Annotated in this window: 7 protein-coding genes; all 7 read left to right on the top strand. The window is 36.3% G+C overall.

Annotated elements, in window-relative coordinates; translation table 11 throughout:
* Positions 1 to 2: 2 nt before the first annotated feature.
* Entirely contained in the window at positions 3 to 2,639 is a 2,637-nt protein-coding gene (locus AC3M61_RS08570) for an ATP-binding cassette domain-containing protein (protein ID WP_500780459.1), read from the top strand.
* A gap of 19 nt (positions 2,640 to 2,658) precedes the next feature.
* The gene (locus AC3M61_RS08565; protein WP_500780458.1) at positions 2,659 to 7,197 is read left to right on the top strand and encodes a hypothetical protein; all 4,539 of its coding nucleotides are present in this window, start codon (positions 2,659 to 2,661) and stop codon (positions 7,195 to 7,197) included.
* Between the two features lie 85 nt (positions 7,198 to 7,282).
* Positions 7,283 to 10,888 (top strand): hypothetical protein, encoded by a 3,606-nt coding sequence (locus tag AC3M61_RS08560; RefSeq protein ID WP_500780457.1) that lies wholly within the window; start codon positions 7,283 to 7,285, stop codon positions 10,886 to 10,888.
* A 30-nt stretch (positions 10,889 to 10,918) separates the two neighbouring features.
* The gene (locus tag AC3M61_RS08555; RefSeq protein ID WP_500780456.1) at positions 10,919 to 13,513 is read left to right on the top strand and encodes a TolB family protein; all 2,595 of its coding nucleotides are present in this window, start codon (positions 10,919 to 10,921) and stop codon (positions 13,511 to 13,513) included.
* A 188-nt stretch (positions 13,514 to 13,701) separates the two neighbouring features.
* Positions 13,702 to 15,693 (top strand): Ig-like domain-containing protein, encoded by a 1,992-nt coding sequence (locus AC3M61_RS08550; protein ID WP_500780455.1) that lies wholly within the window; start codon positions 13,702 to 13,704, stop codon positions 15,691 to 15,693.
* A gap of 49 nt (positions 15,694 to 15,742) precedes the next feature.
* Positions 15,743 to 18,007, top strand: coding sequence for an Ig-like domain-containing protein (locus AC3M61_RS08545; RefSeq protein WP_500780454.1), 2,265 nt, complete (start codon positions 15,743 to 15,745; stop codon positions 18,005 to 18,007).
* Positions 18,008 to 18,043: 36 nt separating this feature from the next.
* A partial coding sequence (locus AC3M61_RS08540; protein ID WP_500780453.1) for a hypothetical protein occupies positions 18,044 to 19,071 on the top strand: 1,028 nt, incomplete at its 3' end.

Below are 19,071 nucleotides of genomic sequence, written 5' to 3'. Positions count from 1 at the left end.
GAATGTCTATGAAAAGAGTAAAGAACAAAATCGTTGTTTGGATTAGCGCTTTGGTTCTATTTATTTTTACCTTGTTCTTGTTTCAAACGCGTCTTGTGAGTAGTATTGATAAGTTTTATGCCAGCGTCGATACAGAAAAAATTATTTCGCAAAGATATCTGCTTAAACTATCGGTTGAAAATCTCATCAACAATTGGAGTATTCAAAAAAGGATGCCGAAGATTTCTGGATTGCGAATAACTGATATAATCAAACAAACTTTATCTGCTTTCGAAGATAACGAATATAGGTCGAGACGTTCGACTACAACAAAATCTGCTGGAGAAAAACAATACTTAGACAGCTCTATTAACCTTGCAGATTTACTCGGCGTAATCTCATGGTCTCTGATAAATGATTTAAAAATCATTTCCCTTACTTTAGTAATATCGTTAATATTAGGTTTGTCGTTACCGGTCTTGTTTTCGTCTTTTTCAGGTTTGGCGGTAGATATATTCTACTCCATAACATTCATCCCACCATTTCTTATCTTAACGTTAGTGTATTATTTAAAAAGTGGTAGTTTGCTCCTTTATATAGTTACGCTAGGTATTTTAACAAGTACGAGGTTAGGAATAACAATTTCCAATGCTGTAAAGTCCTTAGAAAAAGACGAGTATGTGATATATCTTCTTATTGGTGGACACAGGCGCATGAAGATAACTAGCAAATTCACATACAGAGAGATATTTGACACCATCGTATGGACCACGCTTTGGACCTTTTATACAACTCTTTCCTTGAACTTAGCTGTCAGTATGGGTGGTGTGTCACTTATACGTTCATCCAAAATGAGTCTTGGGATATTTTTGACAGCGCTTTTCAGCGAATTGCCATCACGCAGTGCCTTATCGCAATTGCTTATTCTTTCAATATTGGTAGGTTTGATTTTATTCATACCTTATCAAATTGCTAATTCAATCTGTGAGTTTTATTATCTGAAAACTGGTCTTTCAAAAGAGAAGAAAAAGAGACGTTTTGCGATAAAACTATGGACAAAAGTTGGCAAAGCTGTTGGAGAAAAAATTATACCAGGGTTTGATTTGGATAGGTTCGAAAGCATTTTTATTAAAGGAGTTACAATTGGTCCTAAGGATGGTGAAAGTAACAGAACAATTATAATAGCGGATGATATAACAATTAAGAAAGGTGATAAAATATTTGTAACAGGTCCGTCTGGTTCTGGTAAAACCATACTTACCAATGCTATAGTTGGTATTCTATGGGACAAAAAGCTGAGATACAGTGGATATATCAACTACAAATTTAGCGATAAAATATTCAATGTTATTGACCATCGAAACAGCGAATCCTTGCTAAAGAGCGGGATTGTTGAAATAATTCCTCAGAATCCTAAACATGCGTTCAATCCTTACGTACCTGTTAGAACGCAAATAGAAGACTTTAAGTTGACGGAGGAATTCTTAGAGCTATTATCAAAGTATTTCCGTAACGATGAGGACCAGTTAACTTTCAATAAGATTTTGGAAAGTATAAAATTAACACCAAACCGAATAAACGATGGAACTCTTCAGGTTGTTAATTTCCTGCTTTCTGTAGCAAGGATAAAGAAGAACAACGGAGGCATACTATTGCTTGATGAATCTGTAGCGTCTGTATCAAGTAGCAACTTGCAAAAAATATACCAAATTTTAAAGCACGAAATATGGGATAATGAAAACCTGTCTGTTTTTTGGATCGGACACGAGACAGACACTCTGGAATTTTTACACTTTGATAAGGTATTAGAAATATCCAAAGATGATGATGAAAATGCTTCATTAGCAAGACTCATTCCTTATGATGCCAAAGAAGACTTGCTCACAAAATACAAGCTTCAGTATCAACAAATATCGGAAAAGTTCCGAAATCTTATTGAGCTTAATACAAATCATGAGAATACCAAAAACAAGTTAAAGAAAGTCTATGACATAATGATCGACAAAATAGAGTTCCCTCTCGTTGAAGTAAGACCTTCAGAACATATACAGGTAACTGAAGGGGAAGTGGTTTTTATCACAGGTGATAATGGCTCTGGTAAAAGCACCTTGATAAAGGCTCTGATAGGATATTTTAGAAATGAGGTGATTGGCGAAGTCGTATGGTATAAAAATGGAGACAAGCTTGTAATTAATAAATCAAAGTTAAAAACTCTGTTTGACAATTATTGGCATGAAGTTGACGTTGTTTTTCAAAACCCGGACATAAGTGTACCTAAGAACCTTATAATTTGTGCCAAGGAGATTTTAAACATTGATTCTGAGGAAAAAGAAGAAGAATTTAAAGAATGCCTCTCTTCAGTTGGACTTGAGAATGTTTACGGAAAGCGGTTCTTTCAGTTAAGTTACGGACAGAAAAAAAGACTTCAACTTGCGCGAGTGTTATTGAAAAAGCCTAAAGTTACCTTTTTGGACGAGCCTACAGCTTCCCTTGACATATGGAATATTGAAAAGATGGTTGATGAAATCAGGCAAGTAAAGGAATTAAGAGCGGATTTTGTACTCTTTTTGGTAACGCATAACGAACTGTTTAAGGTGAGAAACACAGAGAGCTCTAACGGGATAAAGTGGGTTGAAATGCAGTCATTCAATAAGACGTAAGGTATGGGAGGGGAAGGTTATGAAGTTCAAGATTTCCTATCTGGTATTGGTGCTGTTGGTCTTGACAAGTATATATTCTTTTGGAATTAGTATAGGCACTCCTGAGAATTCTCAGTTGTTCTTGTCGACGAACTATGGACAGAGGGACGGTGCATTTCAGTTTCTATCATATACATTAGGAGGTAGCTTCAGTGTGGGAGGATTCTCGCTTGGAGGTGATATCCACTTTGCTCAAACGTTTTCTTTAGATAGATTCAGTGCTTGGGTGTTTGGAGCTTTTCCTTTTCCAGATAACCGCTTTTCTTTGTTTGTTTATGCAAAATACTTTTCAAACTCAAAAACAGAACTTTCTGCCGGCTTAAAAACAGCACTGGGTGATTTTTCCATCGGCTATTCCTTCGGTGATGAGTTCTTCTTTGTAGATAGTGCTGTTACCTTACTAGAAAATTTGAAGCTCTTTTCACGCCTTAAGTCTGACAGTGAAGTTATTTCCGCTGATTTTGGAGGCCTGTACACTTTCAAAACTAATGGTATTTCATTCACACTTGGGCTGTCTTATCAAAGTTACCCAGAGAGTCTACTAAAAGCATTTTTAACCATGAGCTATGATATTGGGTACGTGCGGTACTCCATTTCTCCGAGTTCTACGGAATTTTGGGAAGACGATACACCAAAAATCATCGTCGAAAGAAAGGGAGTTTTTGGAGTTAACGGGAACTCAATTGTAATGCTCATATTGGAGGATTCTAATGGGAAAGAAATTGAAAAAAGAGAAGTAAGGGTTTTTGAAAATCTTGTTGAATTCAAACCAAAACGACTTGCGCCGGGAACGTATAGAATTAAGATAAAGGGAAATAGGGATTTCTCGGTTTCGTATAATCCAGTAACAATCGAGGTTAAAGACAATTTGAAAAGTAAGATGAAACTCGACCTACCAAACGAACTGGCTTATGGTTCCAGCTATAATATGAAAATTGACTTTTCAATTGGAGCAACTTCAAGATATGACATATCAGTTAGTTTGGATGGAAAGCTACTCTATAGTAATCCTAATTACAAACCTGGAACCCCTATAGTTTTACCACTGACAATTAACGAATACGAAACACCTGGAATTAAAAAACTAAAGATTATAGCTGACGGGCGAATTGTTGAGGAAAGAGATGTCTCTGTTGTGAATCTTGTTTCGGCAAAATGGCTGAACACAGTTACTGGAACTATTCAGCATGCTATTGTAGCTAATAAAAAGTTAGGAGTCAAACTTTTACAAGTCGTTGGTGAAAGTTTAGTACCTTATGCAAATAAGAACATATTTTTTGTTGTTAATGGACAGGAGATAATGTCAAAAACAGATTCTGAGGGAGTAGCACATTTGCCACCCTGCGATTGGATACCAAAAAAATACAATATAACTGTCAAACCAGCAGAAGCAAATACAAAAATTTCTTTCACGGATATGAGTGAGATTACATTTGTTGTTGAAAAGAACAAAGTCTATGTTAACTGGATAAATCAACCACTGAGTGTTGTGACCACAAGAGATCTAATTAAGAAACCATTGGGGTTAAAAATGAGTATCAAGGACGGGGACGTGGAACTACCGTACGCAGGAGCGAGTGTGAAGTTTGTTGTCAAAACTTCGGATGAAGAAGAAGAGTTAGAAGTTTTTACCGACAATAACGGTATTGCGTATGTTCCAATTGACTGGAAACCAAAGATATACCTGATAACCACAGTAGTTGAGAATGACACGTTCAACGAATTCATATTCAATGAAAGGAAGCCAAACTACTTTGCTGTTGTAAACATACCGCGTGAAGTTATTCTTGAGCTCGATTTTGATGATTCTTCGCTTGGTTTTCTCCAAAGTGATCAGCGAACCATTTACTTGTCAAAAGAAGGAAAGGATTACACATTTAGTATGTCCGTTATAGACGATGAAGGGAAATTTGTTTCTAATCTTTTCGCGTTTATGCGTGTAGAAAAAATAAAGGATGACGACGGAGTAGTAAAATTCGTTGATGTTAGTCGTAACTTTGGATTGGAGGATTATATACAACTTGATGGCAATCAAAAAAACTTAAATATTCGAATCAACCCAAGAACAGACACAGGTGAGTATTATTTATTTTTCGATGTCTACAAAGACCCGCAAAAGAAAGAGCTTTTGTGGACAGATATGTACAGAATAATTGTCTTTGGTGATACTTATAGTGAGATGAAGAACCTTACTGTACCAGGGGAAAAACTGGCAAATGTGTTCTACACAAACGTTCCTAACGTCCTCGAAGTTCAATTCATGTGGAGTGATGGCGAACCTGTGAGGAATTGCTATGTGCTTCTCGAGATTAATGATGTAACGCTTGAAAGTTTCACGGATGAATATGGCATCATCAAGGTAATTACTCCTTCTCTCAGTGTAAAAAATTTTGTGGAGATATCTTATAAAATATTCGATGCCGATGTTCAGTTGGCTCAAGATAAAATTGTGGCGACTGTCAAAAATTTGACACGAGCAATAGATATTCCAGATGATGCTATTGTCTATATGAATTCATCTTTATTAAAGAAAGGGCTAAAAACTGACCTTTCTTCACCCAAGATTTTTGACATTGAATATGGAGGATACAAGAGAAAATATAACATAAATGGCTACCAACTTGAACGGATATTTAAAGAGTTCTACATCCCTGAGAAAACAGCGCAAAAGAGAGAACTAACAATAAATCTATGGGATGAAAACAAAACAATGTTGCAGCAGAAATACGAGGTTTATGGTGTACTTAAGGGAGAGAAAGGAAAAGAATATTTCTTGGGCTCTTTTGACAACGGAAAAGAAATACTCTTACCAATAGGAGTCAATAAAGACGGTAAGATATTGTACTTCAACGAATTTTATATTCTAACATCGAACTACATGCCGGCTAAGCTTACCTCGGTCTCTGCTGACGTGATAAACCTAGAGCTGAAACCAGCAAATGAATACACTTACTCTATTCTGTTAAGAGACGAAGATGGGAGAATATACGAGAATCCAGCAAGATATTCACTATATGTAAAACAAGCTGGTCAGGACTATTACGTTGGGAGTATCTACTCTGGAGTAGAAGCGAGAGTCAATCTGCCAAAAAACATTGAACCTGAAAAAATAACGAATTTCTTGAAAATTTACAGAAATGGTAAAGAAATCCAGCCAGAAATTGAGGTTCAGAAACTAGATGTTTACAAGTATGGAATAATTGTTGATGTTGTAAACCAAGAAGATTTAAATTCTGACTTCAACTTACTTTTAACAATCCAGGGTAAGGCTACAAAGATTGATTACTCAATAAGCGTTAGTGCAATTGAAAATTTCTATGGATACCCGGCGAAAAGTAGAGTTATATACTCAAAAGGAAGAGGTAAAAACTACAATGGACCAGGCTACTATGATTTGACAGTCTACTTGCCAAGCTTAAAGGTGGTTTTTAACAAATCGAGTATAAACATCTCAGAGTACAATCAAAATGTTGTGCACGAACTGACTGAGCAAGAAGCAATTACAGTTGTTAGAGTAAACACCGAAAATATTGATTATAAGCAAGCTCGATTGTTTGTTAAAGTCAACGGACAAGAGGTTTGGAAGAACTTTGCAAACTTCGAACCCATTTTCGTAACTAGGTGTGGAATAAACACGTTCGAATTCTCCGTCGAAAAAATAACAGATACGGTTAAAATCATTAAATACATTGATCCTTTAGAAAGGGTTCTTGAGATTAAATATTTACCAGAAGATTATCAAGGAGAAGGATACTTTAGCAGTGATATAAGATATCCTTTGGAGGTTTCTGTTGAAAAATTTTACAAGCTTTCAGATAATTCATATGGTATTAAGTACGAACCAAGGCATAAGTATAAATATATGAAGGTATTAGCCCCAGGACATCTGTTTGTTTTGGATAAAAGATATGGTTTTGAATTAGCCAACCCAACTACGAACGAGTACACCCTGGCTTATGGTGGTAGTATCAAGTCAATAAAGTTCGATAATGGTATATTTAGCTTAAGATTCTACGGAACAGACGAAGATAAGGTTGTTGTTGGATATAAACCGGTTGATTCCGTTGTTGCCGAGAAAATTGATATTCTCTCATCGTCAATGTACGATTACTCGATACTGCTTAACGGGAATTTCGATTGGAACATTACTGGCACGTACGTTATAAGAATTGAAGTGCCGAAAGAAAAAGTCATGTCAGGGGATTCTCAAATGAAGATTTTCGGATATGATGTAACTCAACAATACATCGTCCCTATAAACATAAGCAATGTTGAACAAAGGTTCATAGAAGCTACCGATGTAGTAAAGGTGGATGAAAATGTTTACTCTGTTACTGTTACAGCAGACCCAAAACTTCCTGAATACTCTGTGCCAATCATTGTCGATGGTCCTGCTATCTATTACATCGAATACAAAGATTTGCCTTACCCAGTTAAGATGGTAAGTGTACCTGACGATTTGGAGAATTTCGAAATCGCAATAGACGGAAGCTATATAATTCCACTTCAAGGATATTAGGAAAGGTTTGTCAATAAAGGTGCACAGTGTTGTGAAATTAGGACTTCAATAATTAAAGCGCGAAAACGGGGTGAAAATTAGTGAAATGAAAAGTCGCACACTGTCGCTGGTACTTACCTTTGTAATTGCGCAGTTACTTCTCTCGCAGGTGTTAATATACATTCCACCACCTTCGGATATAGGTGACCCTAACATTAGTTCTAAGTTTGAAGATATTGCAAGGCTCTCAAAAATGAAGCCTTATTCTGATTTTATCAAAATAACTAATGATAAGCATGAATATGAAAAAGCAGATTACTTTTTATCAGTGTCTGTTAAAGGAGAAATTGTGCTTGACAAAAAGCCAATCTTTAGTTTGGAGGCTTTTCTCTCATCAGACCCAAGAATCTTACTTGACGAGTTGCTTTTAAACATGGTCAGGCAACCGATAGTAATTCAGCAATCTTACTTATCGTTTAAATCGTTTTTTCCTTATTCTGACTACTATATTTTGGTAGATAGAAAAACCGACCAGGTCTTGGGCTTTATAACTGAGTTTTCTGTTGATAACGATGGACAAACAATCTATGCTCAATTGAACAAATTGTCTTTGACCACGAGTAATTATAATAACCTTGGCATAGCGTATTCAAATGCTATTTATCACGAGAAGTACTTTTCAAATACAGAAACCGTACCTTTTCCTGTTGAATTAGTCTCCTCTGTTAAAACTCAGTACCGAAGTGACAAAGGCATTTTAAAGTTAAAAAACAACTATCACGAGAAGCTATATTTTTATGTGTTCTCAAAAGGAAGTCTAATCAATCCGGGCGAATCTATAAGCCCGCTTGATGAAAAGGATATCCAACTAACATGGAGGTCCAACAAAACATATGTGTTAATAGCAAAAAAAGAATTAGTTTTCGATGATTTTGATGACTTTATTTACAATTTAAAGGGGGTAATAAAGGACAAAGAAGGATTTCTCATGTCCTTTCAGTGTCCTGAAAAATGGACGGAAAGCACTGAAACACCAATTGTGGAGCTTCTAAAATTTGACTACCAATCACGTGTTGTATTGCTAAGAATTAGCAACTATTCACCAGAGTTTGAATATTTTCTAATATCCGATAAGAACAAGGTTCAAAAGCTTCAAATATCGAATAATGGCACTTTTAAAGTTGATTACGACAAAAATCTCAAACATTTCAACATTATTTCAAGAAAATACTCTGGGCAGATAATACTCGAAAGCGAACCTTATGTTGTGTCTTTAATCAACCTTCCACCTGATTTGATTCTTTCGGCTTACACTGTAAAAAATGGAAATACACTAAGCGTAAAGTTACTTGACGTGGAAGGGATGAATGTTGTTGTAAAAAGCTTCAAAAGTGATGATTCTGGAATAACTTACGAGGATGGTATTCTTAGGATTCGGAATGCTAAAGTTGGCATTCACCTACTAGAGTTTGAAATAACGGATGGTGTTAACACGGTCAAAAAGGAGGTAGTCGTGAATGTTGTTAACACTCCGCCAAGTATTAAAGGAGTAAAACACAAATATATCAACGATAGGCTTAACGTTGAGTTTTTTGTTGATGACCCTGATCCACAAGAAGTACAAATAACATCAGTATTAAAGTCAATAGACAGTTTATATAACGTAAAAAAAACAACCGTAGAACCAGGTATGACATTCATTATCCCACCTGATAAGAATTTGTTCTTACTTAAATATATCGTTTCAGACGGTGCAGAAAGCATCGAAGGGGTCAAAGAAATTGAAATAACCAGGGAAATGAAAAACATAAAATATGAAAGTGTCGAAATAGACGTTACAGTAAATTATGAAAGCAAGCTTTTAAACGTAAGCATTAAGATTCCAACCACAGAAAAGTTCGAAGGGGAGATAACAGGAAAACTTTACGTTTCTAAGCGTATTGAAGATACGAATACCAATGATATTTGGGACATTATAAATTCAGATGATGCTCGAATTATTCCGGTTATAGGGATGACTCAGGAGGCGCAATATTCTATAAACCTTTTTGGTTCAGGCCACTACTCTATCTGTTTTCTTGGAAAAGATAGCAAAGGAAACTATATGACATCGAAAAAAGTTGGTTTGTTCCTTAACCAGCCACCTACTTTCAGAATTTCTTCAGTGAAAACTTCTGGCTTAAGCACAATTATAAACTTTGAAGCAGACGATAACGACGGAGATGATTTAAAAATCAAAATGATTGTGAGAAAAGAAGATGGTGAAATTATAAGTGACAAAACTTACGGTAATGTCTATGCAATTTACTATAACTTTGGATTAGCTGGTGAATATGATGTGACTCTTTTTGCTGTAGACCGCTTTGGTTTTAAAAGCAATGAGGAAAAAATAAAAATTTCGGTTCCGGAAATGCTTCCCAAAGTGAGGAGTGTTGCCCCAAAAAGCGAAATAATTAAGCCTTCAACTTTTGTTGAACTTAGATGGGAACTTGATGAAAACACATATCGCATACCGGTGACATATGAAATTTACTTTGGCACCGATAGTCAAAATTTAAAACTTGTTGCACAAACGAAGGATAAATCAATAGTTTTACCGGTTGAACCAGGCAACACTTACTTTTGGAAAGTAGTTGCAAAATTTAGCAAAAAATTGTACACGGAAACAGATATCGAGCAATTTTATATCGAAAAAGACATAATTAGAAAAATGTTCACGATAGAACTAAACAGAGTAATTCAAAAGCTCATATCTGATCCGCTTAATCCGGAAAGGATTTATGTATTGTTATCAGATGGAAGTGTACTTAGGATTACATTAGATAACCAAGGTTTCGAAAGGTTGGGCAGTTTATATTCTATAAATGGAGACTTCTATATATCTGAAGGATATTTGCTAAGGGTTTATAAAAGAGATATAAGAGTTTTCGATATTGATAATATGAACCTTATCCACTCAGAAACTGCGCGAAGCGAAGTTTTGTCTGTTTTAATCCGTGGTAAATCCATGGTCTATCTGACTTCCGCAGACATTGTATTTACTGACCTTGTTAGCAAGACATCCAAAACGTACAACCTATCTTATAGAATGACCGTACCTTCTAAAATCTACTTCGAACCAGAGGGTGCTACATATATAGTTCCTGTAAACAATTCTCTAATTTTCGTAAATAACGGAACTTTTGCCAAGGTTGACTTACAACTTTACAATCAACTGTTTAATATTCTTGATTTTAAAGAGTCCCACAATAAATTAGTCTTTGATAAAGATGGGAACGTTGTACTATTTGATTTCTCTTCAGCTACTCCAACAAGGATTTCTAAGATAGTAGATACTGGAATTTCATTGCCATCTTTCAGTTTCTTTGTCGGTGAAAATACCCTCCTGGTTGGTAACAAAACTGGTAATATTTCAATTCTGAGAACATCCTCAAATGATATAGCTCTAAGGTATACTACGCCTCTTGGGAGCGAAGTGCTTGCCTTAGCACCTTTGGATGAGGAAAGATTCATAGCAGTTCTTAGCGACGCTGTAGTTGTTTATTCATTATATGACGATGATTCATTATATGACGTATATGTTTATAAAGCACAAGAATACAAATTAGGTTCTAAAATACAAGAGGTCTTGTATTCTAAAAACTATGTGCTTGTTGTTTGTGAAAATAGCAATATTATAGACGTTTTTAGAATAGAAGTTGATTTAAAATGAATTTAGTCGAGTTTGGAAGGCGGGGATAGTATGAAAAGGTTATTTTGTATCACGGTTTTTATTCTGTTAACGGCCGGGTTAACGACTACCTTTGCACAGAGCTCCTTGCAGTTTCTTTCCGAACTCGATGGTCAAGAATTTAGGTTACCCAAAGAAGTACTGTATTTGGGAATCGTGGCTGGGAGTGACAAAGCACTCGTTAAGAGAGACGATAGAGCCTTTTTGGCGACCGAACTACGCGAAAGTCCTATAGAACTAGATTCCAGTTTTTCCAAAGATTTTGGCACTTTAAGCCTAAAAATAGGTTTTTCAGATAGGTGGGATTTAAATATAAATGGTTACGTAACTATAGACATTGTCAAAAGTGCTTTCGGTACGAAGTCCCTTCTTAGATTCTCCAGTGTAGAAAACATCAAGAAGATTCCTGATGAGCTTATTGGTAAGCAATTAACCCAAGCATTTGTCTTTGTCATCACTGTTGAAGGAAAAGATTACGTTTTGGACAAGCCAATAAAGCTTAAAATACAGCGTGGCATTTATTTAATTCCAAACTTCGAGTTAGAAGGCAAAAATACAAAAACGACTATGGAGTGTTTTGTAAGTGACCCGAAAGTAATTGAGCCATTAAGATATATGGACAAATTTGGTAACAAAATTGAGGGGATAATTCTCGATTCCAGAGAATCCATATCGCCAACTTCATCTGTTGGGAAAAAGGAAATACGAAATGCCAAAGTAAAAATTGCAGCTTTTGAAACAGTCTTCAATTTACTTGAACTGGAAGTGAAAGAAAGGTCAAAAATTCGAGAAACAACGATTGCTCAAAAAAATGAAGAGGAACCAATAAGCAAAACAGGAACATTTACAAGCGAGTTGAATTCTTCTGAACAATCAGTAGAGTCAACAAACCAAGCGACAATGATTTCTGTTATTGAAGGAAAAGAAAAAGCGAACATTGCAAGGAAAATTGAATTTATTGACGAGCGAATTCCAGAGAAGGTAATAATGCCTATTAAGTACAAGGAAAAACCTTTTGTAAGAAACTACGTATTTAGACTGTACGACGATCAAGATTTTATAATTAATCAAGCAACTGCTGTTACGATTGCTCCAAAAAATGAGATGAGTCACTTGAACTGTGCTCGCATAAAGTATGATGAAGAAGAGAAAGTTTTTATTTTAACCATTAACAACGAAGAAATAACTGGAAAATCAGAGGCTGAATATGAGTTAAGGAATCTAACTGGTGAAACGTTACTAAATTTTAAAGTTCAGTTCGTCCAGATACCGGCTAGAATTGATGTTACTCAAGTAGAAAGAATAGGACTATTTTACTCGTTAATATATCGAATAGTAGATTCAATGAGTACCGAAGTAGTGGATGAACATGCTGTTTATCTTAATGATGTTCCAGTAACAAGTTTAGCAAACCAAAAGGATAAGTTTGTCGTGACCTTCAAAGCAACAGGTAGCATAGATAATTTGAAACTAACATTTGCATTTCATTATCCAGAAGAAATTGTCAAGTATGCTGATGGTGCAAGCAGATTCGAATTATCACTTAACACGCAAGATGTGGTTAGTAGAAAAGTCGAAATGATAGAACCTGTAGAAGAACTTTTTAGCCCACAGACTGGTCAAATTGTGAATACTCCAATTGTTTCATCGTGTAACAAATACATAGCTTATTACCTCATTGATAGTTCAGGCAATGGTACTCTTAATATCATATCTCTGGATGGAGAAAGTTTACAGGTTGAAGGGGAATTAAAATCTCGAAGGTTGTTCCAAAATGGAGAACAATCAGCCGAATTTGTCTACGCATATTTCTGGCATCCGAGGTTACCAATCCTTATTTATACAGCGTACATTGGTAACAAGCTAAGAGTTTACGGCTTTAACGCAGAAAAGAGTTCAAAATTTAAGCTCATTGAGGAAGAAAACAACATAACAGGTTTGTCTTTTGACGAAAAAGGTCGCACTTTAGTCTGGTCCACAAACAACATACTACACATTGGAGAGATTTCAGAAGACGAAGGTACGATAAGGGTTGAGAAGAAAAAATTCTTTGAATTTGGTACAAATGAAAAGGCTGTATTGGAAGTCAACATATCACCTAGCGGTAGATACATTGCATTCTTATATGACAAAGATATTTACCTTATCAAATTAGATGAAGAAAACGATGTGGAAGAAATCGTTAAAATTACAAACGACGAATATTCTGAATACAATCTTTGTTGGTCTCCAAATGGAAGATATCTTGCATTCTACAAGGCTGTCGAGAACGGCAAACGTCACGAACTTTATGTCTATGACTTGCTCGGTAGTGAAGATAAAAAATTGACACTTGCTTACAGAGATTTAGCATACAGCTTTGGAAAACCCGTTTGGTTTGATAACGACAGTTTAATAATAGCGGCCAACGATGTACTCGAACCCCAGAAAGCTCTGAAAATAATAACATTGCCAAGTTTAACCTTAGAAACAATCGAGGTAAACCAAAATGCTGTAGCATTTGCTAATTTAGGTTTCTTCTTTGATAAAGCTCGCGAATTGGGAACTATATATACCGCTTTTACTAGAAATGAGAATATTTATATTGGCAGATTGATAACAAAGTAGATTAAAGCAGGACTTCAAAATCAGCTATAAGAACCAATCTGTTCAAAAAACTTTTGTAAGAGTGTAAAACAATGTGTGATAAGGTTTTATATTTCCAAGACTGAGGAGTTACGACTGTTGCTTTTCAAGCTATACAATTCAGCAAGTACAAAAGCATTGTAATGAGTGACATTCGGAGGGGATAAGCTATGAACAGAAAGTATCAACTAAGTTTTATAGTATTCTTGGGATGTGTTCTGATTTTCTTACTCAACTCGTGCACGATTAAAATCAACGAAAAAGCACCTGTAGTGAGCTTGGTTATTGATAATTACACAGTTGAAGCGACACAAGTGAAAGTGACGACAACAGTCACATACTCAGATAATGGGACAATGGATAGGATAGAACTGTACGATGCTACAAACTTAATTCAAACCAAACCTGTTACAAGCAAACAAGGAAGTGAGAGATTTGTATTTCCAGTTCCGATAGAAGAAGGAAAGATAAGGGAGTTAAGACTAAAAGCAAAGGCATATGACAAGGCGGGGAATGTAGGTGAAACACAGGAAGCAAGTCTGATATTGTATTTCACTCCACCCGAGATAAGCATTGAGAATGAGTATGTAGGGAGTTTTGTTGATGTAAAAATCGGAAAGGGAGCGAAGTTGAAAAAGATAGAAGTGTATGAGGGAGAAAGGAAGATAGGAGAGAAAGAGACCACAAAAAGCGAAGGCATTGAGCGAGTTGAGGTAGAGATATCCGAAGATGCAACGGAGATAAAGGTGAAAGCGGTAAATGAATTTAACCTGGCTACAGAAATAAAAAAAGGAGTGTTAGTTGATAAAACTGCTCCGCAGGTTGTAATAAAGTCTCCTAAGAGTGGCTTACTTGTCGGCGGAGTAGTAGATATCGAAGTGGAAGCGACAGATACAAAAGGTATAGGAAAGATTGAGCTCTTTGTGGATGACAAGAAGGCTGAGCAAATCGATGAAGAACCTTTTATCTTCAACCTTGACACTACTAAGCATTCTGATGGGGAACACACTATAAAGGTTGTAGCGTATGATAAGGCATTGAACAAGAGTGAGACAAGCATTATTTTAAAATTTGACAATACTCCTCCAGCGGTGAGCATAACCTCGCCAACAGGTGGTTACTTAACAGGCAGAGTAGATGTGAATTCAACTGTGAGCGATGTCAACGGTATTTCGAAAGTCGAGCTTTATCTGAACCAAGAAAAAGTTGACGAAAAAACGCAACCACCATACTCATTTAGCATAGATGGGACTAAATATCCTGATGGAGAGTATAAAATAAAGGTAGTTGCATATGATACTGTTGGTAACAAAGGAGAAGCAATAGTAACTGCAAGATTTGAAAACAATGTACCGGAAGTAGACATCGTCAAGCCTGTAGATGGTGCGTATGTTTTTGGGATAACAGAAGTTGAAGCGAGTGCAACAGATGGAAATGGAATAAGTAAAGTCGAACTATACCTTATGGAGAATAAACTGTATGAGAAAACGTCTCTACCTTACACGTTCGTACTTGATACTAAAAAATACAGTGACGGTAGTTACATTCTTAAAGTTGTTGCGTACGATGCAGTTGGAAAGTCGAAAGCTAAGAGTATAACGGTAAAGATAGACAATAACCCTCCAAATCTAAATATAGTTTCGCCAACGAACGGAGCGTATGTTGGCGGTACGATAAATGTTTCTGTTAACGCAAATGATGTTAGTGGTATAAGCAAAGTCCAGTTATGTGTCGATGATGCAACAAATGTTGTTAGTGAGAAAACGAGTGAACCATACACGTTCACGCTAAACACAAAAGACTATGCTGATGGTCAGCACCTCATCATCGCAAAAGCATATGACAATGCAGGAAAGGAAAGTGTGCACAGTATTACTGTGAGGATAGATAACACTGCTCCAGAAGTTGCTATAACCAAGCCCGAAAACAACGCAACCGTGCGTGGAAATGTTACTGTCGAAGTTGTAGCGACGGATACAAGCTGGATAAGAAAAGTAGAGCTATACCTTGATACAGAAAAGTTGGGCGAAGTTACAGCTTCACCATACATATTTAATTTCAACACTTCAGGCTTTACTCCGGGGCAGCACACACTGAAGGCGAAAGCATATGATATCGTTGGTAACGTTGGTGAGACATCGATTATAATAAACATTCAGTAATTTTCGTTAGATGAAGAATATAGACAGTATTTTTGAAGGGGGTATTAGTGTGCGAAAGTTGTCTATAGTGTTGTTAGCAAGTATCATTATTGTTTTCTTTCTTGCAGGATGTATCCTTCAGGAAAAGAGCGATGTGACCGTAAGTATATCTGTCACCTTACCAGAATCGGATACGTTCACCGTGAAGACCGGTAGCACAGGGGTTTTGCCAAACGCTGCATTCGACGTAAACATAACAAAAGTTACTGTTGTTGTAAAGACAGGAACTACACAGGTTTTTCAACAAGATTTTAGTTCAGTTAGCGGAATCAGTTTTAAGCTCGAAAAAGCCGGGACATATACTGTGGAACTGTATGCGTATGGAAACATCAACGGTCAACTTGTTGGTATCTTTTATGCTACTAAGGATGTAACACTCAACTATGGCACAAATTACATAGAACTGGAAGGAATCTTCTTTAAGGCGTTTTTAGAGTACTCCATAAAAATGGACGATGTTATAGCACGAAATTGGGATATAACTGAAGCGAAGCTGAGTCTTGTTAAAAATACAACGAACGCTCAGCTCGACTATGATTTCACATCCGAAGCTCAAGCCTCCCCGACAAACTTTACTAAAACAATAGAAATTGATCCAGGGATTTGGAAGATTACAGTTTCGGTAAAACTTAAGAATAAGAACGATGATACTGAATTCACTTATCATAACGGTAATAATGCCTACAGAATATTCTATCCTTCAATTACAGAAAAATATGAAATAACTGCAACCGATATAGAAGGAAGCTTGAAAGTGTTTCTAAACGGCATTTTGATTGATAAACCTTACATTCCACCAGTTCAAAGTTTGAGGGCATGGTACGATTATAAAAGCAATAAGATGACCATTTCCTGGCTCTATCCTTGGCTTGATAGCAAGACAAAGTTTCAAATATTCCAAAAACTAAAAACCAAGAAAGGAATTGAACTCATTGGAGAAACAACATCTACTACATTTGAAACAATAATTGGAGAGAACTACGATTTGATAGAAAATCTGGAGTACTATGCTGTTAATGCTATCAAAGAAGGAAAAGAAAGTGGACCAGTGGAAGTCTACCCATTAGCAGTAAAGGTCGCTTATCCTGAAGATAATCAGGTGGTAAGCAGAGGGATAACAATCCGTGTTGTAGCTACGCAACATCCGAGCATCTCTAACGTCGAACTCAAGATTAACGGAAACTACTTTGGAAATGATTCGTGGCGCCCATACGAATTTTGGTTTGATAGCACAAATTATTACGATGGAACATATAGCCTTTCGGCAACATTGAAATCATCATCGGGTATCCTTACAGAGGATATCAATCCTAAAAGACTTATCATTGAAAACTGGCAGAAGACGTATGGAACGAATTCTTTGTATGATGTTATTGAAAGTAACGATGGTAATTTTATCGTAATTGCAAGTACCAGCTCGAATATGGAGATTTTAAAAATTAAGAGAGACGGAAACGTATTTTGGAGAAAGAGTTTTCCTGATATAAATTTTGATGGTAGGTATTTAGTAGCCAAATCGGAAGATGGTTATCTTATATGTGGATGGAAGGATGTAACAGATAGGAGTACTGACGGCGTAGTTTTCAAAATAAACGAAGATGGCGAAAAGGTTTGGGAGAAAACTTATGGTGATACTTCAGAAGACCGGATATACTCAATAATTCAGAAAAAGAATGGAAATTATCTCCTCACTGGCTACAAAGGTTCAAAAGGATGGCTTATTGAAATAAGCAAAGAAGGCGACATCGTTTCCGAACTGACTTTCGATACTGTAGGTCAGTTGAAGATAGTTAAAGAGGCAAGTGATGGTTCCATTATTCTCGGCGGAATATCAGAAGGGGCTGCATGGCTTGGAGTTGTTGATTCTGACAAGAATTTGAAATGGAGTTGGAAGTCTCCAAATTCAACAAATTACTCTGAGATATATGATGTTTTGGACATAGGGGATGGGATTATAGTAAAAACGAGAGGGTTTACTCACAAGGTTATTAAGTTCAATCTTACTGGCAATTACATGTGGGAAAAGAATATGGGGTCGTCAACTTCAACCGTTGCTCGAACAAAAGATGATTGCATCCTTACTTCGAATGGTAAGAAAATTTACAAAATGTACAGACGTCAAAACAATGATAGCAATATCATTTCGCTTTGGGTTGTATCTTTAAATGTTGGTTCAGAAGTTAGGAAGGTTATAGAATGCAGTGATGGTGATTTAGTAGGGATTGGTGATAACTTTGTCTTTAGGCGAAAGGCAAACGGGGATTTGTATTATTGATTTTGAATTAGCCTTGGAAAGAAAGGGGAGGTATGCATGAAAAGATTAATTATTAAGATTAGTATATTAATCATAACAGTTGTTCTTATGTTCAGTTGTATAGCAGACATAGACAAAGAGGTCACGATAAGCCTATCTGTAACCGTTCCTCAGTCGGATACTTTTACAGTGAAGAACAACGTTGATTACAGGAAAGATATAGCTGGAGCATACGATGTGAATATAACCAAGGTCACGGTTGTTGTTAAATCTGGAACTACTCAAATTTTCAAGCAGGACTTCTCATCCCTTTATAATATAAATTTCAAACTTGAAAAAGCAGGAACGTACAGGTTTGAACTGTATGCGTATTCAAACATAAATAATCAAACACTTGGGATATTCTATGCAACGAAAGATGTGAAGGTAGAGTATGGTCCAAACTATATTCAAATGGATGGTGTTTTCTTTAAAAGCTCACTTGAAGTCTCAATTGCTATGGACCAGATAATATCTCAAAATTGGGATGTAACGTCAGCGAGCTTGATACTTACAAAAAACACCGACAAAACAGAGATAGCCTACGATTTGACTTCAGAAGTCCAGTCGTCGATGACGAATTTCAAAAAGACGATAGATATTGACCCAGGCGTATGGAAATTCTCGTTCAGCATGAAATTCAAAAACAAAAGCGATGGAACAGAGTATCTCTTTAAAGACGATGAAGACCGGTATATAGTCTTCTATCCGTCGATAACAGAAAAGTACGAGGTATCGGTAACAGATGTCGATGGTCAATTAAAAGTAAACGTGCGAGGAATAACAGTTTCTAAGCCTTACATTCCTCCTGTCAGTAATTTCACAGCTACCTACCTTAGGCTTGATGGAAAGATGCTACTCAAGTGGGATTATCCAATCGCAGATTCCAAAACAAAGTTCCAGGTTTTTCAAAAGCTTGCCAACAAGAAAGACATGGAGCTGATTGCTGAGACAACATCCACGACTTTTGAAATACCGTTTGGAGAGGATACTGAACTCATTAATAACTTAGAGTATTATGCGGTGAATGTCGTTAGAGAATACAA

Source organism: Fervidobacterium sp. (genome assembly GCF_059913585.1).
Note: the sequence above shows the minus strand (reverse complement) of the source record. Positions and strands in the feature narration are given on the sequence as shown.

Excerpts from the sequence above, each read along its gene's own strand:
- AC3M61_RS08570 (WP_500780459.1), top strand. The coding sequence starts at position 3 with ATGTCTATGAAAAGAGTAAAGAACAAAATCGTTGTTTGGATTAGCGCT.
- AC3M61_RS08550 (WP_500780455.1), top strand. The coding sequence starts at position 13,702 with ATGAACAGAAAGTATCAACTAAGTTTTATAGTATTCTTGGGATGTGTT.
- AC3M61_RS08565 (WP_500780458.1), top strand. The coding sequence starts at position 2,659 with ATGAAGTTCAAGATTTCCTATCTGGTATTGGTGCTGTTGGTCTTGACA.
- AC3M61_RS08555 (WP_500780456.1), top strand. The coding sequence starts at position 10,919 with ATGAAAAGGTTATTTTGTATCACGGTTTTTATTCTGTTAACGGCCGGG.
- AC3M61_RS08560 (WP_500780457.1), top strand. The coding sequence starts at position 7,283 with ATGAAAAGTCGCACACTGTCGCTGGTACTTACCTTTGTAATTGCGCAG.